This is a genomic window from Angustibacter peucedani (genome assembly GCF_054779595.1).
The window spans coordinates 1-25,405 of record NZ_BAAGXY010000037.1 but is presented as its reverse complement, the minus strand read 5'-3'; the positions used below and the strand labels follow the sequence as shown (position 1 = coordinate 25,405).

General features: G+C 73.9%; 25 protein-coding genes. 7 read left to right on the top strand and 18 right to left on the bottom strand.

Annotated elements, in window-relative coordinates; genetic code table 11:
• The 4 genes from ACYVJ4_RS08430 to dapA all read right to left on the bottom strand — a co-directional run.
• On the bottom strand, window positions 1-812 hold an 812-nt coding region (locus tag ACYVJ4_RS08430), incomplete at its 3' end, for a DNA translocase FtsK 4TM domain-containing protein (RefSeq protein ID WP_460459674.1).
• A 178-nt stretch (window positions 813-990) separates the two neighbouring features.
• Window positions 991-2,805 (bottom strand): diguanylate cyclase, encoded by a 1,815-nt coding sequence (locus ACYVJ4_RS08425; RefSeq protein ID WP_460459673.1) that lies wholly within the window; start codon window positions 2,803-2,805, stop codon window positions 991-993.
• A gap of 99 nt (window positions 2,806-2,904) precedes the next feature.
• Window positions 2,905-4,590 (bottom strand): ribonuclease J, encoded by a 1,686-nt coding sequence (locus ACYVJ4_RS08420; protein ID WP_460459672.1) that lies wholly within the window; start codon window positions 4,588-4,590, stop codon window positions 2,905-2,907.
• On the bottom strand, window positions 4,587-5,510 hold the full coding sequence (gene dapA / locus ACYVJ4_RS08415) for a 4-hydroxy-tetrahydrodipicolinate synthase (RefSeq protein ID WP_460459671.1): 924 nt from the start codon (window positions 5,508-5,510) through the stop codon (window positions 4,587-4,589). The genes ACYVJ4_RS08420 and dapA overlap by 4 nt, the downstream gene beginning before the upstream one ends.
• 245 nt (window positions 5,511-5,755) lie before the next feature.
• Between dapA and ACYVJ4_RS08410 the strand changes: the two genes are divergently transcribed.
• Together ACYVJ4_RS08410 and ACYVJ4_RS08405 are read left to right on the top strand one after the other, a co-directional pair.
• On the top strand, window positions 5,756-6,514 hold the full coding sequence (locus tag ACYVJ4_RS08410; RefSeq protein WP_460459675.1) for a thymidylate synthase: 759 nt from the start codon (window positions 5,756-5,758) through the stop codon (window positions 6,512-6,514).
• A complete protein-coding gene (locus ACYVJ4_RS08405; RefSeq protein WP_460459670.1) occupies window positions 6,511-7,026 on the top strand; it encodes a dihydrofolate reductase in 516 nt (171 codons plus the stop codon). The genes ACYVJ4_RS08410 and ACYVJ4_RS08405 overlap by 4 nt, the downstream gene beginning before the upstream one ends.
• Here ACYVJ4_RS08405 and ACYVJ4_RS08400 read toward each other — a convergent pair.
• On the bottom strand, window positions 6,978-8,180 hold the full coding sequence (locus ACYVJ4_RS08400; protein WP_460459669.1) for an MFS transporter: 1,203 nt from the start codon (window positions 8,178-8,180) through the stop codon (window positions 6,978-6,980). The two genes, ACYVJ4_RS08405 and ACYVJ4_RS08400, sit on opposite strands and share 49 nt — an antisense overlap.
• Window positions 8,177-8,920, bottom strand: a complete 744-nt coding sequence (locus ACYVJ4_RS08395) for an HAD-IA family hydrolase (RefSeq protein ID WP_460459668.1) — start codon at window positions 8,918-8,920, stop codon at window positions 8,177-8,179. Before ACYVJ4_RS08395 ends, ACYVJ4_RS08400 begins: the two co-directional genes overlap by 4 nt.
• Window positions 8,921-8,978: 58 nt before the next feature.
• Here ACYVJ4_RS08395 and ACYVJ4_RS08390 point away from each other — a divergent pair, with 58 nt between their 5' ends.
• The 4 genes from ACYVJ4_RS08390 to ACYVJ4_RS08375 are packed head-to-tail and all read left to right on the top strand — an operon-like array spanning window position 8,979 to window position 11,740.
• Window positions 8,979-9,536, top strand: coding sequence for a GNAT family N-acetyltransferase (locus ACYVJ4_RS08390; RefSeq protein ID WP_460459667.1), 558 nt, complete (start codon window positions 8,979-8,981; stop codon window positions 9,534-9,536).
• Between the two features lie 7 nt (window positions 9,537-9,543).
• A complete protein-coding gene (locus tag ACYVJ4_RS08385) occupies window positions 9,544-10,263 on the top strand; it encodes an AzlC family ABC transporter permease (protein ID WP_460459666.1) in 720 nt (239 codons plus the stop codon).
• Entirely contained in the window at window positions 10,260-10,577 is a 318-nt protein-coding gene (locus ACYVJ4_RS08380) for an AzlD domain-containing protein (protein ID WP_460459665.1), read from the top strand. Before ACYVJ4_RS08385 ends, ACYVJ4_RS08380 begins: the two co-directional genes overlap by 4 nt.
• Window positions 10,574-11,740, top strand: a complete 1,167-nt coding sequence (locus ACYVJ4_RS08375) for a heparan-alpha-glucosaminide N-acetyltransferase domain-containing protein (RefSeq protein WP_460459664.1) — start codon at window positions 10,574-10,576, stop codon at window positions 11,738-11,740. Before ACYVJ4_RS08380 ends, ACYVJ4_RS08375 begins: the two co-directional genes overlap by 4 nt.
• Here ACYVJ4_RS08375 and ACYVJ4_RS08370 read toward each other — a convergent pair.
• From ACYVJ4_RS08370 to ACYVJ4_RS08320, 11 genes are all read right to left on the bottom strand, one after another.
• Complete coding sequence (locus ACYVJ4_RS08370) at window positions 11,733-12,746, bottom strand: LacI family DNA-binding transcriptional regulator (RefSeq protein WP_460459663.1); 1,014 nt, start codon at window positions 12,744-12,746, stop codon at window positions 11,733-11,735. The two genes, ACYVJ4_RS08375 and ACYVJ4_RS08370, sit on opposite strands and share 8 nt — an antisense overlap.
• A gap of 31 nt (window positions 12,747-12,777) precedes the next feature.
• Window positions 12,778-13,704 (bottom strand): carbohydrate ABC transporter permease, encoded by a 927-nt coding sequence (locus tag ACYVJ4_RS08365; RefSeq protein WP_460459662.1) that lies wholly within the window; start codon window positions 13,702-13,704, stop codon window positions 12,778-12,780.
• Window positions 13,701-14,663, bottom strand: coding sequence for a carbohydrate ABC transporter permease (locus ACYVJ4_RS08360; RefSeq protein ID WP_460459661.1), 963 nt, complete (start codon window positions 14,661-14,663; stop codon window positions 13,701-13,703). Before ACYVJ4_RS08360 ends, ACYVJ4_RS08365 begins: the two co-directional genes overlap by 4 nt.
• A 114-nt stretch (window positions 14,664-14,777) precedes the next feature.
• Window positions 14,778-16,142 carry an ABC transporter substrate-binding protein gene (locus ACYVJ4_RS08355; protein WP_460459660.1) on the bottom strand — a complete coding sequence of 455 codons (1,365 nt, stop codon included), beginning with the start codon at window positions 16,140-16,142 and terminating at the stop codon, window positions 14,778-14,780.
• 176 nt (window positions 16,143-16,318) lie between these two features.
• Window positions 16,319-16,771: a hypothetical protein gene (locus ACYVJ4_RS08350; protein ID WP_460459659.1), complete on the bottom strand. Its 453-nt coding sequence runs from the start codon at window positions 16,769-16,771 to the stop codon at window positions 16,319-16,321.
• Between the two features lie 7 nt (window positions 16,772-16,778).
• A complete protein-coding gene (dapB, locus tag ACYVJ4_RS08345; protein ID WP_460459658.1) occupies window positions 16,779-17,534 on the bottom strand; it encodes a 4-hydroxy-tetrahydrodipicolinate reductase in 756 nt (251 codons plus the stop codon).
• A 22-nt stretch (window positions 17,535-17,556) separates the two neighbouring features.
• Window positions 17,557-18,885: a M16 family metallopeptidase gene (locus tag ACYVJ4_RS08340; RefSeq protein ID WP_460459657.1), complete on the bottom strand. Its 1,329-nt coding sequence runs from the start codon at window positions 18,883-18,885 to the stop codon at window positions 17,557-17,559.
• A 26-nt stretch (window positions 18,886-18,911) separates the two neighbouring features.
• Entirely contained in the window at window positions 18,912-21,170 is a 2,259-nt protein-coding gene (locus ACYVJ4_RS08335; RefSeq protein WP_460459656.1) for a polyribonucleotide nucleotidyltransferase, read from the bottom strand.
• Between the two features lie 313 nt (window positions 21,171-21,483).
• A complete protein-coding gene (rpsO, locus tag ACYVJ4_RS08330) occupies window positions 21,484-21,753 on the bottom strand; it encodes a 30S ribosomal protein S15 (RefSeq protein ID WP_460459655.1) in 270 nt (89 codons plus the stop codon).
• 132 nt (window positions 21,754-21,885) lie between these two features.
• A complete protein-coding gene (locus tag ACYVJ4_RS08325; protein WP_460459654.1) occupies window positions 21,886-22,866 on the bottom strand; it encodes a bifunctional riboflavin kinase/FAD synthetase in 981 nt (326 codons plus the stop codon).
• A gap of 47 nt (window positions 22,867-22,913) precedes the next feature.
• Complete coding sequence (locus ACYVJ4_RS08320) at window positions 22,914-23,900, bottom strand: GNAT family N-acetyltransferase (RefSeq protein WP_460459653.1); 987 nt, start codon at window positions 23,898-23,900, stop codon at window positions 22,914-22,916.
• Window positions 23,901-24,017: 117 nt separating this feature from the next.
• On the opposite strand from ACYVJ4_RS08320, the gene ACYVJ4_RS08315 reads away from it, so the two are divergent.
• Window positions 24,018-24,809 carry a MerR family transcriptional regulator gene (locus ACYVJ4_RS08315; protein ID WP_460459652.1) on the top strand — a complete coding sequence of 264 codons (792 nt, stop codon included), beginning with the start codon at window positions 24,018-24,020 and terminating at the stop codon, window positions 24,807-24,809.
• Window positions 24,810-24,876: 67 nt separating this feature from the next.
• On the opposite strand, the gene ACYVJ4_RS08310 is transcribed toward ACYVJ4_RS08315, so the two are convergent.
• The coding region (locus ACYVJ4_RS08310) for a PadR family transcriptional regulator (RefSeq protein ID WP_460459651.1) at window positions 24,877-25,405 on the bottom strand (529 nt) is incomplete at its 5' end.

Sequence of the window (25,405 nt, the reverse complement as noted above, 5' to 3'; positions counted from 1 at the left end):
CGGCGGCGGGCCCCGCGACCGCGCCGCAGCGGGCTCGGCTGGTCGTCGGCGGCGGCGGGCTGGTGGTCGTCCGCGCCGTGGTGGCCGGTGAGCCGGTCGACCAGCTCGCGCAACCGGCGCGGGACGGCGTGCACGGGCGTCGCCGTGATCACGAGCAGGCCGAAGACGCCGAGCAGGCCGAGCAGCAGGCCGGCGCCCCAGGCGGTGATCGCGGCGTCGAGCGGGCTGGCGGCCAGGAAGCCGACCATGCCGCCGGCGTCGCGCAGCCGCGACCACCCGTCGCTGACGTCCGGCACGCCGCGCGAGACGTGCACCAGGCCGCAGGTGGCGACGGCGAGCGTGGTCAGGCCGATCGAGACCCGGCTGTTGGTGTGCGTGGCCTCGGGGTGGCGCAGCATCCGGACGCCGAGCGCCAGCAGGACGACGGGGAGCACCAGCGCGACACGGCCGAAGGTGCCGGCGGCCACGGCGTGGACGACGTCACCGGCCGGTCCGTCCAGGGCCCACCACTCGCGGGCGGCGACCACCACGGCGAGCGCGATCAGCGTGAAGCCGATGCCGTCGCGGCGGTGCGCCGGGTCGAGGTCGCGCGCGCTGGAGCCGATCCGGCGCGCGGTGCCGCCGGCCAGGTGGGCGGTGCCCATCCACAGACCGCGCAGCGCGCGCAGGGGCAGCGACAGGCCGGACTGCTTCGCCGCGGGCTTGCGGCCGGCCGGACGCGTGCTGCCGCGCGAGCCGCCGCCGGTGGAGCGCGATCCGCTCGACCTGGTGCTGCTCGACCGGCGTACGGGGGAAGACGTACGGGTCGCCATGATCAGACGGTACCCCGCCTGCCCCAGTTTTCCCGTGCGCCACACGCACCACACGCCCTGGCCGCCCACCCCCACCCGCCGGCTTTCCCTCACCGATGCCGGTTTCCCCCACCGATGCCGCCGAGAGCCTGCGCCGAGCGGCACGGGTGAGGGAAACCGGCTCCGGCGAGGGAAGGAGCTAGGCGGCGTCGGGCTCGGCGGCGGCGCAGACCCGGTTGCGGCCCTCGTGCTTGGCCCGGTAGAGCGCCGCGTCGGCCGCCGCGACCAGCGCCGACGGCAGCGCGGTGCCCGGCCCCAGGCCGGCGACGCCGAAGGACGCCGTCACGCACGGCTCCCCCGGGACGTCGAAGACGGTCTCGATCCGCTCGCGCAGCCGGTCGGCGACGAGCAGCGCCGCGCCGGCGTCGCTCTCGCGCAAGATGATGGCCAGCTCCTCGCCGCCGTAGCGGTAGGCGGTGTCCGAGGCCCGCAGCGTGGCCCGGATGACGTCCGCGACGCCCTGCAGCACCTCGTCGCCGCGCCCGTGGCCGAACTCGTCGTTGACCCGCTTGAAGTGGTCGAGGTCGAGCATCACGAAGGCCAGCGGCCGCTGGTAGCGGGCGCTGCGCTCGCACTCCAGGGCCAGGTCGGCGTCCAGGCGTCGACGGTTGGGCAGCTGGGTCAGGGCGTCGTGCTCGCTGGCGTGCGCGGCGTCCTCGTGCAGCCGCGCGGCCTCGATCGCGGTGGCCGAGTGCACGGCCAGCGTCTCGAGCACCTCGACGGCGGCGTCGGTGAGGGGCGTGGCGTCGTCCATGCCGAGGTCGAGCACCCCGACGACGCGCGAGCCGACGACGAGCGGCACGCACAGCCGCTGCCCGGCGTCGCCCGGCGTCTCGGCGACGACCCGCGAGTACTTCGCGGCGCGGCCGACGGGTCCCTGGCCGAGCTCGACCGGCGGCCGGGCCGGTGCGGGCGTCGCCCGGGCGCCGAGCGCCTCGACGAGCGAACCGCCGTCCGGGCTGGTCAGCCAGATGGTCACGCGCTCGGCGCCGACGATCCGGCCCACCCCGCCCACGACCGAGTCCACAACGTAGTCCAGGTTCAGGCTGCCGCCGATCTCGCGCACCATCGCCAGGATGCTGCGCAGCTTCTCGGACTGCGCCGAGATGTGCTGCTCGCGCTGCTCGGCGCGCTCGCGCCCGGCGGCCAGCTTGTCGGTCATCCGGTTCAGGCCGTCGACGACGTCGACCAGCTCGCGCGCGCCCTCGGCGTGCACCCGCTCGTCGTACCGGCCCTCGGCGGCCGCCTCCATGCCGACGAGCACCGCGCGCACCGGCTCGAGGACGTCGCGGCGCAGCCGGCGCCGGCGCCGGGTCGCGACGACCGCGACCGCTGCACCGGTGGCCATCGCCGCACCCGTGACGAGCAGGAAGGCCACCTGCTGCTGGTGGCGGGCGCTCTCGAGCCCGTGGGTGAGCACGGCGCCCGCCTCGTCGCGGGCGTCGCCGTACTGGTCGAACAGCACCTTGTCGAGCAGCAGGAACGAGGTGCGCTCGTCGCTGCCGACCAGGCCGGGCGCCCGGCCGCCGGCCGCGAGCACCGCCCACTCGCTGACCCAGCGCTGCTGCGCCAGGCGCAGGTCGACCAGCGCGCCGGTCGAGCGGCTGTCGGCGCCGGATCCCAGCAGCGCCTGGTTGGCGCGCTCCATGTCACCGCGCGCCTGGGCGTAGCTCTGCACGAACGACAGGTCGTCGGTGGAGACGAAGCCGCGCAGGCTCGACTCCTGGTCGAGCATCGCCGTGTGCCCCGCCTGCACGGCGGCGAGCGCGTGCTCGTAGCGGTCGATCTTGGGGCCCGACGCGACGGTCAGCCACCCCAGCAGCAGCCCGACCGCGAGGACGACGGCCGCCGAGCCGGCGATGACGACGCGGAAGCTGCTGTCGACCACCGTGGCCAGCCCCGTGGCGCGGGCACGGCGGCGCGACCGGGCGCGCAACGCGCTCCAGGGCGCCATGGTGACCTCCTCGTCCACCGCCGGGTGACGCAGCGGTGCACAGGAGGTGTCGGCACGTCGACCGCGCGGGTTGAACCCGGCTGTGGTCGCGTCACCCGGTCAGGCCGAGACGACCACCGGGATGATCATCGGACGACGGCGCAGCTTGCCGCCGACCCACCGGCCGACGACCCGGCGCACCACCTGCTGCAGCTGGTAGCTGTCGGTCGTCCCCTGGTCGACGGCGTCCGCGAGCGCCTTCTCGACCTGCGGCAGGATCCCGTCGAAGACGTCGTCGCCCTCGGCGAAGCCGCGCGCGTGGATCTCGGGGCCGGCGACCACCTTGCCCGAGGCCGAGTCCACGACCACGACGATCGAGATGAAGCCCTCCTCGCCCAGGATCCGGCGGTCCTTGAGGTCGGCGTCGGTGATCTCGCCGACGCTCGAGCCGTCGACGTAGACGTACCCGCACGGCACGGCGCCCACGACCCGCGCGACGCCGTCCTGCAGGTCGACGACCACGCCGTCCTCGGCCAGCACGACGCGGTCGGCCGGCACGCCGGTGGCGATCGCGATGTCGCGGTTGGCCACGAGGTGGCGCGTCTCGCCGTGCACCGGCATGACGTTGCGCGGGCGCAGGATGTTGTAGCAGTACATGAGCTCGCCGGCGCTGGCGTGGCCGGAGACGTGCACGCGCGCGTTGCCCTGGTGCACGACGCGGGCGCCGAGCCGGGTCAGGCCGTTGATGACGCGGAAGACCGCGTTCTCGTTGCCCGGGATGAGCGAGGACGCCAGGACGACGGTGTCGCCCTCGGTGATCCGCACCCGGTGGTCGTTGCCGGCCATGCGCGACAACGCCGCCATCGGCTCGCCCTGCGACCCGGTGCTCATCAGCACGACCTGGTGGTCGGGCAGGTCGTCGACGGCCTTGACGTCGACGAGCACGCCGTCGGGCACGTCGAGGTAGCCGAGGTCGCGGGCCACCCCCATGTTGCGCACCATGGAGCGCCCGACCAGCGCCACCCGACGTCCGTGGGCGTGCGCGGCGTTGAGCACCTGCTGCACGCGGTGCACGTGGGAGGCGAACGAGGCGACGATGATCCGCTTCTCGGCGGCGCCGAAGACGCGGTCGAGCACGGGCGCGATCTCGCGCTCGGAGGTCGTGAACCCGGGCACCTCGGCGTTGGTGGAGTCGACCATGAACAGGTCGACGCCCTTCTCGCCCAGCCGGGCGAAGGCGCGCAGGTCGGTGATGCGGCCGTCGAGCGGCAGCTGGTCCATCTTGAAGTCGCCGGTGTGCAGCACCGTGCCGGCCGCGGTGGTGACCGCGACGGCCAGGGCGTCCGGGATCGAGTGGTTGACCGCCACGAACTCGCACTCGAACGGCCCGAGCTGCTCGACCTGGCCCTCGCGCACGCCGAGCGTGAGCGGGGTGATCCGGTGCTCCTTGAGCTTGGCCTCGACCAGCGCCAGGGTCAGCTGCGAGCCGACCAGCGGGATGTCCGGGCGCAGGCGCAGCAGGTAGGGCACCGCACCGATGTGGTCCTCGTGGCCGTGGGTCAGGACGACGGCCACGACGTCGTCCAGCCGGTCGGCGATGTGGTCGAAGTCCGGCAGGATCAGGTCGACGCCGGGCTGGTGGTCCTCGGGGAACAGCACGCCGCAGTCGATGACGAGCAGCTTGCCCTCGTGCTCGAGCACGGCCATGTTGCGGCCGACCTCCCCCAGACCGCCGAGGGGGACGACGCGCAGGGCGCCGGGTGCGAGCGGCGGCGGGGCCGACAGCTCGGGATGGGGGTGGCTCACGCGCGGGCCTCCAGGAGGGCGGACTCGGACAGGTCGGTCTTGAGCAGGGACACCAGGTCGGCGTCGGCCTCCACCAGCGGCAGGCGCACGGCGCGCGAGCTCAGCACGCCCTGCAGCTGCAGGGCGGCCTTGCTCGTGATGGCGCCCTGGGTGCGGGTCATGATCCCGCGGACGGCGGGCAGCAGCTCGCGGTAGACCCGCTGGGCCGTGGTGAGGTCGCCCTCGAGCACGGCCTCGACCATGGTGCGGTACTGCTGGCCCGCCACGTGCGACACGACGCTGACCAGGCCCACGGCGCCGTGCGAGAGCCAGGCGAGGTTCATCGCGTCGTCGCCGCTGTAGAAGGCGAGGTCGGAGCGCGCCATGACCCAGGCGCCGGCGTACAGGTCGCCCTTGGCGTCCTTCACCGCGACCACGCGCTCGTGCTCGCCCAGGCGCACCAGCGTGTCGGTCTCGATCGCCACGCCGGTGCGGCCCGGGATGTCGTAGAGCATGACCGGCAGCTCGGTGGCGTCGGCCACGGTCGTGAAGTGCGCGAGCAGGCCCGCCTGCGGCGGCTTGTTGTAGTACGGCGACACGACCAGCAGGCCGTCGGCCCCCGCCTCGGCGGCGGCCCGCGCGCCCGCGACGGTGTGCGCGGTGTCGTTGGTGCCCACGCCGGCCACGACGGTGGCCCGCGAGCCCACGGCCTCGACGACGGCGCGCACGAGCGCGACCTTCTCGTCGTCGCTCGTGGTCGGCGACTCGCCGGTGGTGCCGCTGACCACGAGGCCGTCGTTGCCGTGGTCGACCAGGTGGGTCGCGAGGGCCTGGGCGGCGTCGAGGTCGAGCGCCCCGTCGTCCGTGAACGGCGTGACCATGGCGGTCAGGACGCGGCCGAGGGGTGCGGGCGAGAGGTCGGCCGCGGGTGAGCTGGGCATGGTGCCAACCTACCGCCCGGCAAAACCCGTCCCGCAAAACGAGGAACGCGTCGTTGCCCGCTCGGGGGTCCGGGCAACGACGCGATCCGTGCGGCTTATCGCGGCCCGACGCCCGGGCGTTACAGGTCGGCCGAGAAAGTTTGCCGAGCGGCGCGGAGCGGCAGGGCTCGGACGTCGGCGGGCCCGGTTAGGCTCGGCCCGTGAGCCAGCCCGACACCCAGTACGAGGACCTGCTGCGGCGCGTCATGGCCGAGGGCACGGCCAAGTCCGACCGCACCGGCACCGGCACCCGCTCGGTCTTCGGCGCCCAGCTGCGCTACCCGCTCGAGCAGGGCTTCCCGCTGGTCACGACCAAGCGCGTGCACGTGAAGTCCGTGGCCCTCGAGCTGCTGTGGTTCTTGCGCGGCGACGGCAACGTGCGCTGGCTGCAGGAGCGCGGCGTCACCATCTGGGACGAGTGGGCCGACGCCGAGGGCGACCTCGGCCCGGTCTACGGCGTGCAGTGGCGCGCCTGGCCCACGCCCGACGGGCGGCACGTCGACCAGATCAGCGAGCTGCTCGAGACGCTGCGCCGCGACCCCGACTCGCGCCGCATGGTCGTCTCGGCGTGGAACGTCGGCGAGATCCCGCAGATGGCGCTCGCGCCCTGCCACGCGCTCTTCCAGTTCTACGTGGCCGACGGCAAGCTCTCGTGCCAGCTCTACCAGCGCAGCGCCGACCTGTTCCTCGGCGTGCCGTTCAACATCGCCAGCTACGCGCTGCTCACCCACCTGGTCGCGCAGCAGGTGGGTCTCGGCGTCGGCGACTTCGTCTGGACCGGCGGCGACTGCCACGTCTACGACAACCACGTCGAGCAGGTGAGCGAGCAGCTCTCGCGCGAGCCGTTCGCGTTCCCGACGATCCGGCTGCGGCAGGCGCCGTCGCTGTTCGAGTACGAGTACGAGGACCTCGAGGTCGTCGGCTACCAGCACCACCCGCCGATCAAGGCGCCGGTGGCCGTGTGAGCCTCGGCCTGGTCTGGGCCCAGGCGCACGACGGCGTCATCGGTCGGGGCGGCACGCTGCCCTGGCACCTGCCCGAGGACCTCGCGCACTTCCGCGCGCTCACCCGCGGCGCGGCCGTGCTGATGGGCCGCCGCACGTGGGACTCGCTGCCCGAGCGCTTCAGGCCCCTGCCCGGACGCCGCAACGTCGTGCTGACCCGCGACCCGGCCTGGGCGGCGCCCGGCGCCGAGGTGCGCGCCGACCTCGACGCCGCGCTGGACGAGCTGCTCGCGGCCGACGAGCCGGTCTGGGTGATCGGCGGCGCGCAGGTCTACGCCGCTGCGCTCCCCCGGGCCGACCGGGCGGTCGTCACCGAGCTCGACCTCGCGGTCGAGGGCGACGCGCACGCGCCCGCGATCGGCGACGGTTGGACGACGACGTGCGAGCCGGCGCAGGGCTGGCTCGAGGCGGCGAACGGTCTGCGCTACCGGTTCTGCGACCACGTCCGGGTCGGGTCGACCGCGCCGGTGTAGCGGTGCAGGGCCATGGCTCCGAGCACGCCCACCGCCCCCATCACCGCGATCGCCACCCCGAGCGGCGCGACCGCCGTCACGGCCGAGATGACGAACGGTCCGCCCGCCGTGCCGGCGTCCGCGCACAGCCGCCAGGCCCCCAGGAACTGCGCCCGCCCGACGTCCGGCGAGGCGTCGGCGCCGAGGGTCATGACGATGCCGCTGCCCATGCCGTTGGCCACGCCCAGCAGCAGGGCGACCGCCACCAGCCCGGTGACCCCGGTGGTGAGCGGCAGCAGCAGGTGGGCCAGCCCGAGCAGCACCGTGCTGGGAACGGCCACCCAGCGGCGGCCGAACCGGTCCATCACCAGCCCGGCGGGGTAGAAGAGCAGCATGTCGACGGCGCCCGAGACGCCGAACACCACGCTGGTGGTGGTGGCGTCCAGCCCGCGGTGCTGCGCCCACAGCGGCAGCACCACCTGGCGCGAGGCCCGCACCGCGGTGAGCACGACCACCGAGAGCCCGAGCGTGCGCAGCACCGGCAGGTGCGCGCGCACCACGCCCCACAGCGTCGAGCCCGTGGCCGGCGTGTCGGCCGACGCCTCCACGGCCGGGTGCTCGACCTCGCGCACCGCCAGCAGCACCAGGCAGGCCAGCGCCGAGGCGACGGCGTGCACGCCGTACGCGCCGTCCAGGCCCCAGACCCCGATGGCCCAGGCCCCGACGAACGGTCCGACGAAGAAGCCGATGCGGTGCGTGCCCCCGAGCGTCGACAGCGCACGGGCCCGCATCGCCACCGGCACCGCCTCGGTGAGGTAGGCCTGCCGGGCCAGTCCCCAGACCGCCCCGGCCGCGCCGAGCGCCGCGACCGAGACCCCCAGCACCGCCACCGAGGACGCGAGCACGCAGCCCACCAGGGCCAGCGCCGCCACCGCGGTCGACCAGAGCATCGCCCGGCGCTCGCCGACGCGGTGCGCGAGCGCCCCGGCGGGCAGGTCGCCGACCAGGCCGCCGAGCCCCACGAGCGCCACCACGAGCGCGGCGACCCCGACCGAGGCCCCCAGCTCGCGGGCCGACAGCGCCACCACGGGGGCGATCGCGCCCTGCCCGACGCCCCACACGGCGGACGGCGCGTAGACCGACAGCGCGGCTCGCCGCGCCGAGACGGCGGTCACCGGCTGGCGAGCACCTGCACGCCGTCGGCGTCGGCGACCAGCCGGACGTCGGCGAGCGTCGGCACCACGACGTCGGCGGCCAGCTGCTCGGGCGGCGTCGTGGTCGTGACGGCCAGGGTGGCCATGCCGGCGGCGCGCGCCGCGGCCAGCCCGCTCGGCGCGTCCTCGACGACGAGGCAGTCGGCCGGGTCGACGCCGAGCCGCTCGGCGCCCAGCAGGTAGGGCTCGGGGTGCGGCTTGCCGTGCTCGACGTCGTCCGCGGTGACGACGACGGCCGGCTGCTCGAGCCGGGTCGCGCCGACGCGGACGGCGGCCAGCGGCTGCGTGCACGACGTGACGATCGCGGCCCGTCCCTCGGGCAGGCCGGCCAGCGCCTCCGACGCACCGGGGAGCACCGTGATGCCCCGGACGTCGAGCAGCTCGAGCTCGGTGATGCGCGCCGTCGCGGCGTCCACCTCGGGCGCGGCGACGAAGTCGCTGACGATCGCCCGGGCCGGGACGCCGTGGTAGCCCTGCAGCCGCACTGGGTCGATGTCGCGCTCGAGCGCCCACGCGACCCAGCTGCGCACGACGGCCGCGGTGGAGTCGACCAGGGTGCCGTCGAGGTCGAACAGCACGGCGGCGAAGCGCCGGCCGGCGAGGCCGGACACGTCGACGGCGGCCGGGGTGTCGGTGGGGCCGTCGGTGGGGCTGTCGGTGGCGCGTGTGGTGGGAGGGGCGTCGGGGAGGCCGTCGGTCACGTCCTCGACCCTACGTCGGCCCTCCGACGTCCCGGTCCGGGCCTGAGAGGATGCCAGGGTGACCTCCCCCACGCCGGACGCCGGCGTCCGCCCCGCGCGCCCCGCCGACGCCGACGCGATCGGCCAGGTGCACGCCCGCGCCTGGCGCACGTCGTACGGCGAGCTGCTCCCCGACCACACCGCCGCAGCCCTGGCCCCCGAGTCGCTGGCCGAGTCCTGGCGCGCCGCCGTCACCGACCCGCCGTCGGTGCAGCACCGGGTGCTCGTCGCCACCGCCGGCCCGGACGTGGTCGGCTTCGCCGCGCTGTCGCCGGCGGCCGACACCGACGCCGAGCCCGGTCGCGACGCCGAGCTGCTGGTGCTGCTCGTCGACCCCGACGCCCAGCACCACGGTCACGGGTCGCGGCTGCTCAACGCCGCCGCAGACACGTTGCGCGACAACGGGTTCGGGGTGCTGCGGGCCTGGGTGCCCGAGGCCGACCCCGACCGGCAGGCGTTCCTGACGGGGGCCGGGTTCGCGGCCGACGGCGCCAGCCGGGTGCTCGACGCCTCGGGCGACGGCACCACCACGGTGCGCGAGGTACGGCTGAGCGCGGCCCTGGCGCCCTCTGCGTGAGGCCGGCGTGACGACGTCCGAGCACGAGCTGCTGCGGCCCGAGCGGCGCGCCGCCGTGCTGCGCCAGGCGGCCGCGGTCGGCGTCGCCACCGGGCTGTACGGCGTGAGCTTCGGCGCCATCTCGACGGCGGCCGGTCTCGGCTTCTGGCCGACGATGGCGCTGTCGCTGCTGCTGTTCAGCGGCGGCTCGCAGTTCGCGTTCGTCGGGGTGATCGGCGCGGGTGGCGCTCCCGCGGTCGCGGTCGCCACCTCGACCCTGCTCGGCGTGCGCAACGGGCTGTACGGCATGCAGGTGGCCCGCTGGCTGGACGTCGGCGGGCTGCGCCGGCTGGTGGGCGCGCAGGTGACGATCGACGAGTCGACGGCCGTCGGGCTCGCCCAGACCGAGCCGCCGGCCCGCCGGCTGGGGTTCTGGGCCACGGGCCTGGCCGTCTACGTCTGCTGGAACACCATGACGGCGGTCGGCGCGCTCGTCGGCGACCAGCTCGGCGACCCGCGGCGCCTGGGGCTGGACGCGATGGCCGCCGGAGCGTTCGTCGCCCTGCTGTGGCCCCGGCTGCGCTCGCACGAGCCGCGGGCCGTCGCGGCGGTCGCGGCGCTGGTCGCGGTCGTCTGCGTGCCCGTGCTGCCCGCCGGGCTGCCGGTGCTGGCCGCGGGAGCGGTCGCGGTCGTGGCCGCCCTGCTCGGCCACCGCCGCGACGCGCGCTCGGGGCGGGCGGCGGCATGACGATCTGGATCGCCGTGCTGGTCGCGTGCGGCCTGGCCTACGCCACCAAGCTGGCCGGCTTCTCGGTGCCTGAGCGGCTGCTGCAGGGGCCGGTGACCGCGCGGGCGCTCACCCTGCTGCCGGTCGCCCTGCTGGCCGGGCTGGTGGCGGTGCAGGCGTTCGCAGGGGGCCGGCACGAGCTGGTGCTCGACGCGCGAGCGGCCGGGCTCGCCGCCGCGGTGGTGGCGCTGCTGCTGCGCGCACCGTTCCTCGTGGTCATCCTCGTCGCGGCCGTGGTGGCGGCCGGCCTGCGCGCCGTGGGCTGGGCCGCGTGAGCCGGCGGGTCGTCGGCGTCGACGTCGCCCGGGCTGTCGCGCTGGTGGGGATGATGGGCACCCACCTGCTGCCCGAGCTCGGCGACGACGGCCGGGTGCGGCCGTGGTTCTGGTTCGCGGCCGGCCGCTCGTCCGCGCTGTTCGCCGTGCTGGCCGGGGTCGGGCTGGCGCTCGCCACCGGTGGCGCGACGCCGCGGCTTCAACCCTGGCGGGCCACCGTCGCCCGGACGGTCGTGCGCGGCGTCCTGGTCGCGGCGCTCGGCATGCTGCTGGTCGAGCTCGACCCGCCCATCGCGGTGATCCTCACCAACTACGGGCTGCTCTTCGTGCTCGCCTTGCCGCTGCTCGGCCTGCGGCCGGCGACGTTGCTGCGGCTCGCCGCCGCGTGGGTCGTCGTGGTGCCGCTGCTCAGCCAGGCGTGGCGCGCCCACCGTCCGCCCGGGCCGGGCCAGCAGCTCGCGTTCGGCGACCTCGCCCACCCGGTGGGGCTGCTCGAACGCCTCGCGGTCACGGGCTACTACCCCGTGCTGACCTGGACGGCGTACCTCGCGGTGGGCATCGCGGTCGGACGGATGCCGTTGCGCGAGAAGGCGACCGCGCCGCTGCTGCTGGTCGGCGGCCTCGCGCTCGCGGTGGGCTCGTGGGTCGCGTCGTGGCTGCTGCTCGACGTCCGGGGCTTCGCGGGCCTCGCGTCGTCCGGGCCGCCCGAGGTGGTCGCCGGCCCGCTCGGCCTGGTGCAGCTCGAGCTGCGCGGGCTGTACGGCACCACGCCGACGACGTCCTGGTGGTGGCAGGCGGTGGCCTCGCCGCACTCCGGCACGCCGTTCGACCTGGCGGGCACGGTGGGGTCGGCGCTCGTCGTCCTGGCCCTGGCGCTGCTCGCGGTGCGCGCCGTGGCGACGCTGCGCGGGCCGCTGGCCTGGGTGCCGCAGGGCGTGGTGGGAGCGCTGGCCGCCGCCGGGTCGATGACGCTGACGCTGTACTCGCTGCACGTGGTGGCGGCCGACGCCCAGCGCGACGTCCTCGGGCGCTCGGCGCTGCTGGCGGCGCACGTGGGGGTGGCGCTGCTGGTGGCGGTGCTCTGGCGGCGATGGGCCGCGCGCGGACCGCTCGAGCAGGTCGTGCACGACGCCAGCCGGCTGGCCGGGCGCGTCGTCAGCTGAGCGAGGGCGGCGGCGCGGTGGACGTCCGCCGCACCAGCTCGGTCGGGACCGTCGAGACCTCGTGGCCGAGGTCGTGGCCGGCCACGGCCTGCAGCAGCAGGTTGGTGGCCATCCGACCCTGCTCGGTGACCGGCTGCGCCACCGTGGTCAGGCCGTGCAGCTCGGCCATCTCGTGGTCGTCGATGCCGACGACCGACAGCTGCTCGGGCACCTGCACGCCGAGCTCGCGGGCCGCGGCCAGCACGCCCAGCGCCAGCTCGTCCGAGGCCACGACGAGCCCGGTGGGACGGTCGGGCCGGGCGAGCAGCTCGCGGCCGACCGCCAGCCCGCTGTGCGCCGTCCAGTCGCCCATCACCACGGACGACGGGTCGACCGGCAGGTCGTGGCGGGCCATGGTGTCGCGGAAGCCGCGCGCGCGGTCGGCCGGCGTCGGGAAGTTCATCGACGGCACGGTGTCGCCGCCGATGTAGCCGATCCTGGTGTGCCCCAACGAGATGAGGTGCTCGGTCGCCATCGTGACGGTGGCCGCGTCGTCGATCCGGACGCACGGCCAGTCCGGGTCGGGGACGCCGACCGTGACGACCGGGATCGAGAGCCGGCGCAGCAGCTCGCGCTCGGCCTCGTGCAGGCGCAGCGACAGGATGAGCACCGCGTCGACCCGCTTGAACAGCATCCGCGAGTCGAGCAGCAGCACCCGGTCGGGGCCCTCGTCCCCCACGTCGAACAGCAGGACGTGGTACCCGTGGTCGCGCAGCACCGTCGACGCACCGCTGATCAGGTGCGCGAAGTACCAGCGCGTCACGTACGGGACGACGACCCCGACCACGTGCGTCTTGCCCGAGGCCAGGCTCGACGCCGTCGGCGAGGCGACGTACTGCAGGTCGGCGGCCGCCTTGAGCACCTTCGCCCGGGTGGTGTCGCTGACCTTCGGCAGGCCGCGCAGGGCGCGCGAGACCGTGGCGGTGGAGACCCCCGCGGCCTCGGCGACGTCCTCGATCCGGCTCACCATCGACGTGCCTTCTGGCGTGGGCCCCCGCTCACCCCTTCAGGCCGCCGGCCAGCAGGCCGCGGACGAAGAAGCGCTGCAGGGCCATGAACACCACGAGCGGCAGCACCATGGCCACGAAGGCACCTGCGGACAGCAGGTACCAGGCGTTGCCGCGCGTACCGGTCAGGGAGGCCAGGGCCACCGTGATCGGTGCGACGTCGGGTGTGCCACCCAGGAACACCAGCGACACCAGCAGGTCGTTCCACACCCACAGGAACTGGAAGATGCCGAACGACGCCAGCGCCGGCGTCAGCAGCGGCAGCATGATCCGGAAGAAGATCCGGACGTGCCCCGCGCCGTCGACCCGCGCCGCCTCGATGAGCTCGCCGGGGATCTCCTTGATGAAGTTGTGCATCAGGAAGATGGCGAGCGGCAACGAGAAGATCGTGTGCGAGATCCACACGCTCCAGTAGGTGTTGTTGAAGTGCAGCTGGTTGACGTACAGCGACAGCAGCGGGATCAGCGCCACCTGCAGCGGCACGACCTGCAGCGCGAAGACGGCGACGAACAGCCAGTCGCGGCCCTTGAACTCCATCCAGGCGAACGCGTACGCCGCCAGCGTGGAGAGCAGGATCGGCAGCAGCACCGCGGGCACCGTGATGACGATGCTGTTGATGAACGACTGCGTCAGGCTGGCCGTGCCGTCGCCGAGCACCGCACGGTAGTTGTCGAGGGTGAAGTGCGGGTTCTGGAAGACCGTCCACCAGCCCGACCGGTTGATGTCGAGCTGCTTGCGGAACGAGGTGATGAGCAGACCGGCCGTGGGGATGGTCCACAGCACGGCGATGATGATCGCGACCAGGCTCGCGGCGCGCGAGGTGAGCGCGCTGCGGGCGGTGGCGGCGGCGGAGCTGCGCGCCTTGGAGGGCGGCGGCGGGGTGGCCTCGGTGTCGACGGCCGGCGTCAGGGTGCTCATCGTCCCTCCGACTTCCGCAGCTGCTTGACGTTGTAGATGATGATCGGGATGACCAGCACGAACAGCACGACGGCGAGCGCGGCGCCCAGGCCCTGGTTCTGGAACCGGAAGGTCTGGTTGTAGAACTCGTTCGCCACGACGCTGGTGTCGAACTGACCGCCGGTCATGGTGCGCACGATGTCGAAGATCTTCAGCACCGCGATGCCGATCGTCGTCACGACGACCACGAGCGAGCCGCGGATGCTCGGCAGCGTGATGAAGCGGAACATCTTGAAGCCCAGGACGCCGTCGAGGCGCGCGGCCTCGATGATGTCGTCGGGGATCGCCTTGATGGCCGCGGACAGGATGACCATCGCGAAGCCGGCCTGGATCCAGATCATGACCACGATGAGGAACAAGGTGTTCCACGGCGGGTCGAGCAGGAACTGCTGCGGCTCGATCCCGAGCTTGACCAGGATCTCGTTCAGCAGACCGATCTGGGGCCGGTTGGCCGTGCGGTAGTCGTAGATGAACTTCCAGATGATCGAGGCGCCGACCATCGAGATCGCCATCGGCAGGAAGATCAGGGCCTTGGCGAAGGCCTCGCCGCGCGCCTTGTCGACCAGGATCGCGTAGAGCAGGCCGATCGAGGTGGCGAGCACCGGCACCACGACCACCCAGATCGCGGTGTTGCGGATGACGAGCAGCTGCTCGCTGCGGGTGAAGATGTCGACGTAGTTGTCGAGGCCGACGAACTTCTTGCCGTCGCCGTCCTTCACCGACTGGTAGATGGTGTTGAGCGCGGGGTAGAGCAGTCCCACCGCCAGCAGCAGCAGCGCGGGGCCGGCGAAGGCCACCACCTGCCAGCGCTCGCCCCGCCGGCCCTTGATCAGGCTGGCGAGCAGCAGGATCCCGATGAACACGAACGCGAACAGTGCCAGCGCGAAGATCATCTGGCCGAACTTGCCTGCCGTCGTCACGGAACGACCACCGCCTTTGGTGATCTGGCCGGGGGCACCCCGCGAGGGGGTGCCCCCGGTCAGGAGCGAGTCAGGACGCCATGCCTACCGCATGGAGGGTTCTGGTCGGAAGAGCTAGCTCTTCGGCCAGGACTGCTCGATGTAGTTGAGCGTGTCGGCGTCGGACTTGCCGGTGATCCAGTCGGTCATGCCCTTCCAGAAGGTGCCGGCACCGACGGCGCCGGGCATCTGGTCGGACCCGTCGAAGCGGAACTGGGCCTTCGGGTCCTGCAGGATCTGGGCCGACAGCTTGTCGATCGGGCTGACCAGGTTGTTGACGTCCAGGCCCTTGTTGGCGCTGACCCAGCCGCCGTTCGGCGTGGCCTTGGCCTTGTTGTTGGCCCACTCGGCCGAGCTCAGGTAGGTCTGGAACGCCGCCACCTCGGGACGGTCGGCGAAGGCCGCGATGAACTCGCCACCACCCAGGACCGGCTTGCCGGCGTTGGGGTCGGCCGCCGGGAAGTAGAACGCCCACACGTCGCCGTCCTCGGCCACCTTGGTGCCCTCGGGCCAGTTGGCCGCGTAGAACGAGGCCTGGCGGTGCATCCAGCACGAGCCGTCGAGCACGCCCTGGCCCGCGTCCTGGAACGTGGTGCTGGCGATGCTCTTGACGTTGCCGCCGTTGACGTAGTCAGGGTTCTTCAGGATGGCGCCCACCTTGGCCAGCGCCGCGGCGACCTTCGGGTCGTTGAACGGGATCTGGTGGTTGACCCACTGGTCGTAGACCTCGGGACCGGAGGTGCGCAGCAGCATGTCCTCGAGCCAGTCGGTGGCCGGCCAGCCGGTGGCGTCACCGGAGCCGATGCCTACGCACCAGGCCGAGCCCTTGCCGTTGTCGGCCGTGATCTTCTGGGTGAGGGTCATCAGCTCGTCCAGCGTCTGCGGGACGGCGTAGCCCTTCTCCTGGAAGGCCTTGGGCGAGTACCAGACGAAGGACTTCACGTTCGCGCCCAGCGGCGCGGCGTAGAAGGTGCCGTCGACGGTGCCGTAGCCCTTCCAGTCCTTGCCCCAGAACTCGTCGACGTTCTTGGCGGTGGCGTCGGGGGCCTTCACGACCTTGCCGGTGGCCACGAGGGTCTTGAGCAGGCCGGGCTGCGGGATGATCGCGATGTCGGGCGCGTTGCCGCCCTTGACCCGGACCGGCAGCTGCGCCTCGAACTCCTTGGAGCCCTCGTACTTGATCTTGGCGCCGGTGCACTGCTCGAACGGCTTGTAGGAGTCGATCTGCTGCTGGTCCTCAGGAGCGACGATCGAGGTGTACAGGGACACCGTCTTGCCCTTGAGGTCGCCGTACTGGCTGTACTTCGAGCAGTCAGCGTTGCTGGCAGCCGTGTCGCTGCCGCCGTCGTCGCTGCTGCCGCACGCGCTGAGCGCGAACGATGCGACGACCGCCGCCGTCAGGGCGACGGCCTTTCGAGACCGAGTCACGCGAGGGGCCATCAAGCCCGCCTCCCATCAGCTTCCCTTCCGGCGCCGGTGCCGGCCTGGGTTGTTGCTGGAATCTAAGCGCTTGCACCGGACGTGTCCACCGGCCTGAGACGGTCCTCAGGTAACGATTGCGCAACAGGCCCTTCACCGGCCGGACATATCGGTCGAGGGGGTGCGGGGGTGTCCCGTCAGCGGACGACGTCGTCCGGCTGCCGCGAGATCGCTTGGCGCGCAGCGGCTCTGGCGCGACGACGGTCGCCGGCCGCGTCGTACGCGGTCGCCAGGCGGTACCACCCGCGCCAGTCCCCCGGGTCGGCCTCGACCGCCTCGCGGTAGGGCCCGAACGCCGCGTCCGCCGCGGCGCGGTCGACCCGACCGCTCGGACGACGGGGCAGGTCGTCGACCGGCAGCCCGCCCTCGGCGTGCAGCAGCCGGCCCAGCCGCTCGGTCGCCAGGCCGAAGCGCACCTCGCGCCAGACGGCCCACGCCGACACCACCGGCAGCGCCAGGACGGCCAGCCCGAGCGCCACCGCGGCGGGCCGCCCGTCGCGCACCAGCAGCACGCCGCGCCAGCCGATGGTGACGGCGTAGAAGGCGAAGGCGACCAGCAGCGCCCCGACGACGACCTTGGTGCGGGTCATCGCCCGCTCAGCCGAGGTCGAGCACGTGCTCGAGCCCGACGGTCAGGCCGGGCCGCGAGCCGACCGCGCGCACGCCGGCCAGGACGCCGGGCATGAACGAGGCGCGGTCGAACGAGTCGTGGCGCAACGTGAGCTGCTCCCCCGGGCCGCCCAGCAGCACCTCCTGGTGCGCGACCAGCCCGCGCAGCCGCACCGCGTGCACCCGCACGCCGTGGACGTCGGCGCCGCGCGCGCCGTCCGGGTCGGACGTCGTCGCGTCGGGCACCGGGCCGAGGCCGGCCTCGGCGCGCGCCCGGGCGACCAGGCGGGCGGTGCGGGCAGCGGTGCCGCTCGGCGCGTCGACCTTGTCGGGGTGGTGCAGCTCGACCACCTCGACCGACTCGTAGAAGCGCGCGGCCTGCTGGGCGAAGCGCATCATCAGCACCGCGCCGATCGCGAAGTTCGGCGCGACGAGCACGCCGACGTCCGGGTGCTGCTCGAGGCCCGCCCGCACGGCAGCCAGCCGCTCGTCGTCCCACCCGGTGGTGCCGACGACGACGTGCACGCCCTGCTCGACGCAGTGCGCGACGTTGGCCGGCGAGGCCGAGGGCACCGAGAACTCGACGACGACGTCCGCCCCGGCGAGGTCGCCGAGGTCGTCGCCCACGTCGAAGCGGCCGGCGAGCTCGAGGTCGTCGGCGGCCTCGACCGCCCGGCAGACCTCGGCGCCCATGCGGCCGGAGGCGCCGACGACGCTGACGCGGGTGCGGGGCGCGGTGGTCACGCGGCCAGCCTAGGGGCGGGGCTCAGAGCCCGAACGAGGTGTCGTCGTCGAACGGCCCGACGACGGCCAGCGAGCGCGGGCGCGAGGCGAGGTCGGCGGCGACGGCCTTGACGTCGTCGGTGGTGACGGCCTCGATCCGGGCCAGGACGTCGTCGACGGTGGCGTACTCGCCGTACACCAGCTCGGCCTTGCCCAGCCGGGTCATCCGCGAGCCGGTGTCCTCCATGCCGAGCACGAGGCCGCCGCGCATCTGGCCGATGCCGCGGCTGAGCTCCTCGTCGTCGATCCCGTGCTCGCCGACCCGCTCGAGCTCCGCGTTGAGCAGCTGCACGACCTGGTGGGCCTTGGCCGGGGTGCACCCGGCGTACAGGCCGACGTAGCCGGAGTCGGCGTAGCTGGAGGCGAAGGAGTAGACCGAGTACGCCAGGCCGCGCTTCTCGCGCACCTCCTGGAACAGCCGGCTGCTCATGCCGCCGCCCAGCACCGCGTTGAGCACCGACAGCGCGTAGCGGCGCTCGTCGGTGGCGGTCAGGCCGGTCGTCGCCAGGACGACGTTGGCCTGCTCGGTGGCGCGGCGCACCACGACCTGCCCGCCGGCGCCGTGCCCGGCCGTGACGGTCGTGCCGACGCGGCGCGCGGCCGGCGTGGCCGCGGTGCGGGTGATGCCCGAGCGCGCGAGCTCGGCCTCGAGCATGGCCACGAGCGCGTCGTGGTCGACCGACCCCGCGGCCGTGAAGACCAGCGTGTCGGAGGTGTAGTGCTGGCGGTAGTGACCGCTGATGTGCGCGGCGTCGATGGCCGCGATGGTCTGCGGCGTGCCGCCGATCGGGCGGCCGAGCGGGTGGTCGCCCAGCACCGCCTCGGCGACCCGCTCGTGGACGACGTCGGCCGGGTCGTCGTCGTTCATGGCGAGCTCTTCGAGGATCACGCCCCGCTCGCCGTCGACGTCCTCGGCCTTCAGCGTCGCCGAGGTGACCATGTCGGTGATCACGTCGGCCGCGAGGGCGAGGTCGTCGTCGAGCACCCGCGCGTAGTAGCAGGTGTGCTCCTTGCCGGTGACCGCGTTGGCCTCGCCGCCGACGGCGTCGAAGGCCACCGCGATGTCGAGCGCCGACCGGCGGCGGGTGCCCTTGAAAAGCAGGTGCTCGAGGAAGTGCGTGGCGCCGTGGAAGCCCTCGGCCTCGTCCCGGCTGCCGACGCCGACCCAGCAGCCCAGCGTCGCCGAGCGCACGCCCGGGACGTGCTCGCTCAGCACCCGCACCCCGCCAGGGAGGACGGTACGACGCACGGTGGCGTCGCCGTCCTCCCCGGCCAGGGTGGTGGTGGCCCCGCCGGCGAGCGGCAGGGGCACGGCGTGGCGGTCGGCCAAGATCCGGCTCAGACCTCGGCCGGGGTCTCGACGGAGGTCACGTCGGCGTCCTGCTCGGAACCGCCGTCCGCGCCCTCGCCCAGCACCGCCGCGAGGCTCAGCTTGCCGCGCGGGTCGATCTCCTTGAGCTCGACCTGGACCTTCTGGCCCACGGCGAGCACGTCGTCGACGGAGTCGATGCGCTTGCCGCCCACGAGCTTGCGGATCTCGGAGATGTGCAGCAGGCCGTCCTTGCCGGGCAGCAGGCTGATGAACGCGCCGAACGTCGTGGTCTTGACCACGGTGCCCAGGAAGCGCTCGCCGACCTCCGGCATGGTCGGGTTGGCGATGGCGTTGATCATCGACCGGGCCGCGTCGGCCGAGGGGCCGTCAGTGGCGCCGATGTAGACCGTGCCGTCGTCCTCGATCGAGATCTGGGCGCCGGTCTCGTCCTGGATCTGGTTGATCATCTTGCCCTTGGGCCCGATGACCTCGCCGATCTTGTCGACGGGCACCTTCACCGAGATGACCCGGGGGGCGAACGGCGACATCTCGTCCGGCGCGTCGATGGCCTCGGCCATGACGTCCAGGATGTGCAGCCGCGCGTCGCGCGCCTGGGTCAGCGCGCCGCCGAGCACCGAGGCGGGGATGCCGTCGAGCTTGGTGTCGAGCTGGATCGCGGTGACGAACTCCTTGGTGCCGGCGACCTTGAAGTCCATGTCGCCGAAGGCGTCCTCGGCACCGAGGATGTCGGTGAGCGCCGCGTAGCGGGTCTCGCCGTCGACGGTGTCGCTCACCAGGCCCATCGCGATGCCGGCCACCGGCGCCTTGAGCGGCACGCCGGCGTTGAGCAGCGACAGGGTGGACGCGCAGACCGAGCCCATGGACGTCGAGCCGTTGGAGCTCAGCGCCTCGGAGACCTGGCGGATCGCGTAGGGGAACTCCTCGCGGCTCGGCAGCACCGGCACCAGGGCGCGCTCGGCGAGCGCGCCGTGGCCGATCTCGCGGCGCTTGGGCGAGCCCACGCGGCCGGTCTCGCCGGTGCTGAACGGCGGGAAGTTGTAGTTGTGCATGTAGCGCTTGCGCGTCTCGGGCGAGAGCGTGTCGAGCTGCTGCTCCATGCGCAGCATGTTCAGCGTGGTGATGCCCAGGATCTGGGTCTCGCCGCGCTCGAACAGCGCCGAGCCGTGAACGCGCGGGACGACCTCGACCTCGGCCGACAGCTGGCGGATGTCGCTCAGCCCGCGGCCGTCGATGCGGACCCCGTCGCGCAGGATGCGCTGGCGGATCAGCTTCTTCTGCACGCTGCGGAAGGAGGCGGACAGCTCCTTCTCGCGGCCCTCGAACTGCTGGCCGAGCTGGCCGACCATCGCGGCCTTGATCTCGTCGAGGCGGTCCTCGCGCTCGGCCTTGCCGCCGATCTGCAGCGCCTGCTCGAGGTCGGCGGAGGTGGCGCCCTCGACCGCCGCGTACGCGTCGTCCGCGTAGTCGGGGAAGAGCGGGAACTCCAGCGGGGTGCCCGTGGCGCGCGCGGCCAGCTCGGCCTGCGCGCGGCACAGCTCGGCGATGAACGGCTTGGCGGCGTCCAGGCCCTGGGCGACGACCTCCTCGGTCGGTGCCGCGACGGCCTCGCCCTTGATGAGCGACCAGGCGTTCTCGGTGGCCTCGGCCTCGACCATCATGATCGCGACGTCCTGGCCGTCCTTGGTCTCGACCACGCGGCCGGCGACGACCATGTCGAAGACGGCGCGCTCCATCTCGCTGTGGTGCGGGAAGGCGACCCACTGGCCGTCGACCAGCGCGACGCGCACGCCGCCGATGGGGCCGCTGAACGGCAGGCCGGACAGCTGGGTCGACATCGACGCGGCGTTGATCGCGAGGACGTCGTACTGGTGGTCGGGGTTGAGCGCGAGCACCGTGATGACGACCTGGACCTCGTTGCGCAGGCCCTTGACGAAGGTCGGGCGCAGCGGGCGGTCGATCAGCCGGCAGGTGAGGATCGCGTCGGTGCTGGGACGGCCCTCGCGGCGGAAGAAGGAGCCGGGGATCTTGCCCGCGGCGTACATCTTCTCCTCGACGTCGATCGTCAGGGGGAAGAAGTCGAAGTGGTCCTTGGGGTGCTTGCCGGCCGTGGTGGCCGAGAGCAGCATCGTGTCGTCGTCCAGGTAGGCGACGGCGGAACCGGCGGCCTGCTTGGCCAGGCGCCCGGTCTCGAACCGGACGGTGCGCTTGCCGTGGCTGCCGTTGTCGAGCACGGCCTCGGCGTACTGGGTGTCGGGACCCTCCATGTCGGGGTTCCCCTCCGTTCATCTCATCAGTCATCGTCTGCAGTCCGCCCGACACGGGCGACCTGTCGTACCGACGGCGTGAGCGGCGCGTGGTCCCGGTCTTCGATCGAGGCCCACGGCCGGCGACGCCGCCCGGGGGCCACTACCGAGGACCGGCGCTCCGCACGGCCGTCGTCTCGCGGTGGTGCTGTTCAGTTGTGGGGTTCGTGCGTGGTCGTTCAGGGTCGTTCAGGGTCGTGCAGGGTCGTGCGCGCTGCGGGGCCGGGCCCAGCAGCAGGACGCCGCGGCCCCCGAGGGGACCGCGGCGCGGGTGCTAGCGGCGCAGGCCGAGCCGCTCGATGAGCGAGCGGTAGCGCGCGATGTCCTTGTCGCGCAGGTAGCCGAGCAGCCGGCGGCGCTGGCCGACCAGCAGGAGCAGACCACGACGGCTGTGGTGGTCGTGCTTGTGCTCCTTGAGGTGCTCGGTGAGGTCCTTGATGCGCTGGGTGAGCATCGCGACCTGGACCTCGGGCGAACCGGTGTCGCCCTCGTGCGTCGCGTACTCGGTCATGATCTGCTGCTTGACGGTGGCGTCGAGGGGCACTGACGGTTCTCCTGGTTCGTGTCGTTGCGCGGTGCTCCGGGGCGAGTCCACCCGGGCTCTCTGGTTCCGCGGCCGTTCTGACGGCGCGTCCAGGTTACCAGCCCGCAGGGGCCGGCCCGACCACGCGCGTGCTCAGCGCGGGGCGACCAGCTCGGCCAGCAGCGTGCGGCAGCGTGCCACGTCGTCGGCCATCTGGACGACCAGCGCGTCGACGTCGTCGAACTTCAGCGTCGGGCGCAGCCGGGCCACCAGCTCGAGCGAGACGCGCTCGCCGTACAGGTCCAGGTCGGTGCGGTCGAGCACGTACGCCTCGACCCGCCGCGCCGTGCCGTCGAACGTCGGGTTGGTGCCGATCGACACCGCGGCCGGCAGCAGCCGCTCGGGGTCGTCGTCCGGCAGGTCGCGCAGCAGCCAGCCGGCGTAGACGCCGTCGGCCGGCACCAGGCCCTGCGCGTGCGGCTCGAGGTTGGCGGTGGGGTACCCGAGCTCGCGGCCGCGGTGGTCGCCGTGGACGACGACCCCGGTGACCCGGTGCGGGCGGCCCAGCGCGTGCGCGGCCGCCTCGACGTCGCCCGCCGCGAGCGCCGACCGGACCCCGGACGACGACCAGCGGGCGCTCGCCCCGCCGGCCTCGCTGTCGTCGAGCAGGTCATCGACCACCTCGACGACGAACCCGTGCCGCTCGCCGAGGTCGCGCAGCGTCTGCACGTCGCCGGCGTTGCGGTGGCCGAAGCGGGTGTCGGCGCCGACGACGACCCGGCGCGCGTGCAGGGCGCCGACCAGCGTGCCCTCGACGAACTGCTCGGGGCTCTGCTGGGCGAGCTCGGTGGTGAACCGCAGCACGAGCGTCGCGTCCAGCCCGGTGGCCGCCATCAGCGCGAGGCGCTGCTCGAGCCCGGTGATCAGCTCGGGCGCGCGCTCGGGGAACAGCACCTGCACCGGGTGCGGGTCGAAGGTGATGGCCACCGCGGTCAGCTGCTCGGCGCGGGCCCGCTCGACCACTCGCTGCAGGACGGCGCGGTGCCCGGCGTGGACGCCGTCGAAGTTGCCGAGCGTGACGACGCTGCCGCCCAGCTCGGACGGCACGCCGGCCAGGTCGTCCCAACGCTCCACGGCGCACAGCGTACGGCGCGCCGGGCCCGACCCGACCGCGGCCTGCGTCAGTGCCCGACGAGCCGGTGCAGCCGCAGGAACGTCGGCTCGAAGCCCAGCCGGGGCCAGGTGCGCGAGGACAGCAGGTTGGTGGCCCGCCAGTCGGTGACGACCGAGCGGTACCCGGCCTCCCCCGCCCACGCGACGACGGCCTCGCCCAGCGCGCGTCCGGCCCGTCGTCCGCGGGCCTCGGGCAGCACCGCCGCGAACCCCAGGAACCCGGCGTCGGGCGCTGCGGCGGGACCGGCGTGCGAGCTCGAGACGTCCAGGGCGCAGGCCACGGCCGAGCCGACGACGGCGCCCCCGACCTCGGCGACGAAGGTCGTGAACCGGTCGTCGTCGAAGTCCTCGTCCCACTCCTGCAGGGAGTCCTCGAGGGTCCCCCTCGGCCCGGACGAGAACACCGGCGACCGGCCCTGGTGGTCGGGCAGCACCAGGTCGAGCTGCGCCAGCACCGGGACGTCGCGCCGCTCGGCCCGCCGCAGCCGCACGCCGTCGGGCAGGGGCGAGGCAGGGGCGGGGACCCGAGCGGCGTGCACGTGCTGCAGCCCGAACCCGAGCCGGAAGAACGCGTCGACGAGCACGGCGTCGTGCGCGGGCACCAGCGCGTAGTGCGCGGTGCGGCCGGCCTCGACCCAGGGCTCGGCCGCGGCAGCCCACAGGTCGCGCACCGCCTCGGCGTCGAGCCCGCCGCGCGCGACGCCGCCGGACTCCAGCCAGACGTTCGGCCCCCAGGTGGTCTCGCTCTTGTGCTGGCCCAGCAGGTAGGCCGCGGGCACGCCGTCGCGCAGGGCCACCGCTCCGGACGCGCCCTCGCCGCCGAGCGTCTCGACCAGCCCGGCGCGGCAGCGGTCGGGGTCCTCCCACGCGGGGTCGAGCAGGGGCGAGCCGACCCGGTGGTCGCGGTGCCGCGCCGCGAGCAGCGCGGCCAGGCCGTCGACGAGCGCGCCGTCCTGGGCGTCGTCCGGGCCGAGCGGTCGCAGGCGGGTGGTCATGCGCGGACGCTACTGGCCCGCAGCCCTGCTCCCCCACCGGATTTCGACCGCACGGATCCCCACCGTCTCGGCGAAAGGGCTTGACCCTCACGCGGCGTGAGGCGGCACGGTGGTCGCATGACGCAGCAGGAGACGCCGGTGACGAGCTGGTCGGTGGGCGAGGTGGCGGCGGTCGCGGGCGTGAGCGTGCGCACGCTGCACCACTACGACGAGATCGGCCTGGTCCGGCCGAGCGGGCGCACGTCCGCCGGGTACCGGCAGTACGACGCGGCCGACGTGGCCCGGCTGCGCGACGCGCTGGCCTACCGCGAGGTCGGGTTCGCCCTCGACCAGGTGGCCGCGCTGCTCGACGACCCGGCCGGCGACCACGCGAGCCACCTGCGCGAGCAGCACCGGCTGGTGCGACGTCGGATCGCGCGCCTCACGGACGTGCTGGCGCACCTGGAGAAGATGATGGAGGCGGACCAGATGGGGATCGACCTGACGCCCGAGGAGCAGCTCGAGGTCTTCGGCGAGAACTGGCTCGGCGAGGACTACGCGAGCGAGGCCGAGCAGCGCTGGGGCAGCACCGAGGCCTGGCAGCAGAGCCAGCGCCGCACCGCGGCGTTCACGAAGGCGGACTGGGTGCAGGTCAAGGCGTCCGGCGAGGCGCTCGAGGCCGACCTGGCGGCGGCCCTGGCCGACGGTGTGCCGCCGACCGACCCGCGCGCCCTCGAGCTCGCCGAGCGGCACCGCCGCGGGATCGAGCAGTTCTACGACTGCTCCCCCACCATGCACCGCGCGCTGGCCGACCTGTACCTCGCCGACCCGCGCTTCACCCAGCACTACGAGGACGTCGCGCCGGGGCTCGCGCAGTACGTGCACGACGTGATCCACGCCGGCGCCGACCGGCTGGAGGCGCAGGGCTGAGGGACGGGACGACCGTGGCAGCGGCGCATCGCGGGGGATGCGCCGCTGCCACGGTCTGGTGCTGCCGTCAGTCCTGGACGTCGTCCTGGACCTCGCTGCCGGCGGCGTCCGTGACGTCGTCGGCCAGCACGCGGTACAGCGAGCGGCGGGCCTGGGCCAGGACCTCGACGGCGCGGGCCACCTGGGCCCTGGACCCGACGGCGCGGACCTGGTGCGCGGCGCCCATCAGCGCGCCGATCTCGTCGCGCAGGTCGCGCGACTCGCGGCTGACGCCGCCGCTGACGTCGTCCCAGGGCTGGCCCAGGTCGGCGCGGTGCGCCTCGACGTGCTCGCGGCCGGTGTCGGTCAGGCTCGCGGTCTTGCGGCCCTCGACCCGCTCGAAGGCCACCAGGCCCTCGTCCTCGAGCTGCGCCAGCGCCGGGTAGACCGAGCCGGGGCTCGGGTTCCACACGCCGCCGCTGCGCTCGGCGATCTCCTGGATCAGCTGGTAGCCGTGCATCGGCTGCTCGGCGAGCAGCAGCAGGACCGCGGCGCGCACGTCGCCGCGCCCGTGCCGCCCGCGGCGACGGCCGCCGCGGCGGTGCCGGTGGCCGTGG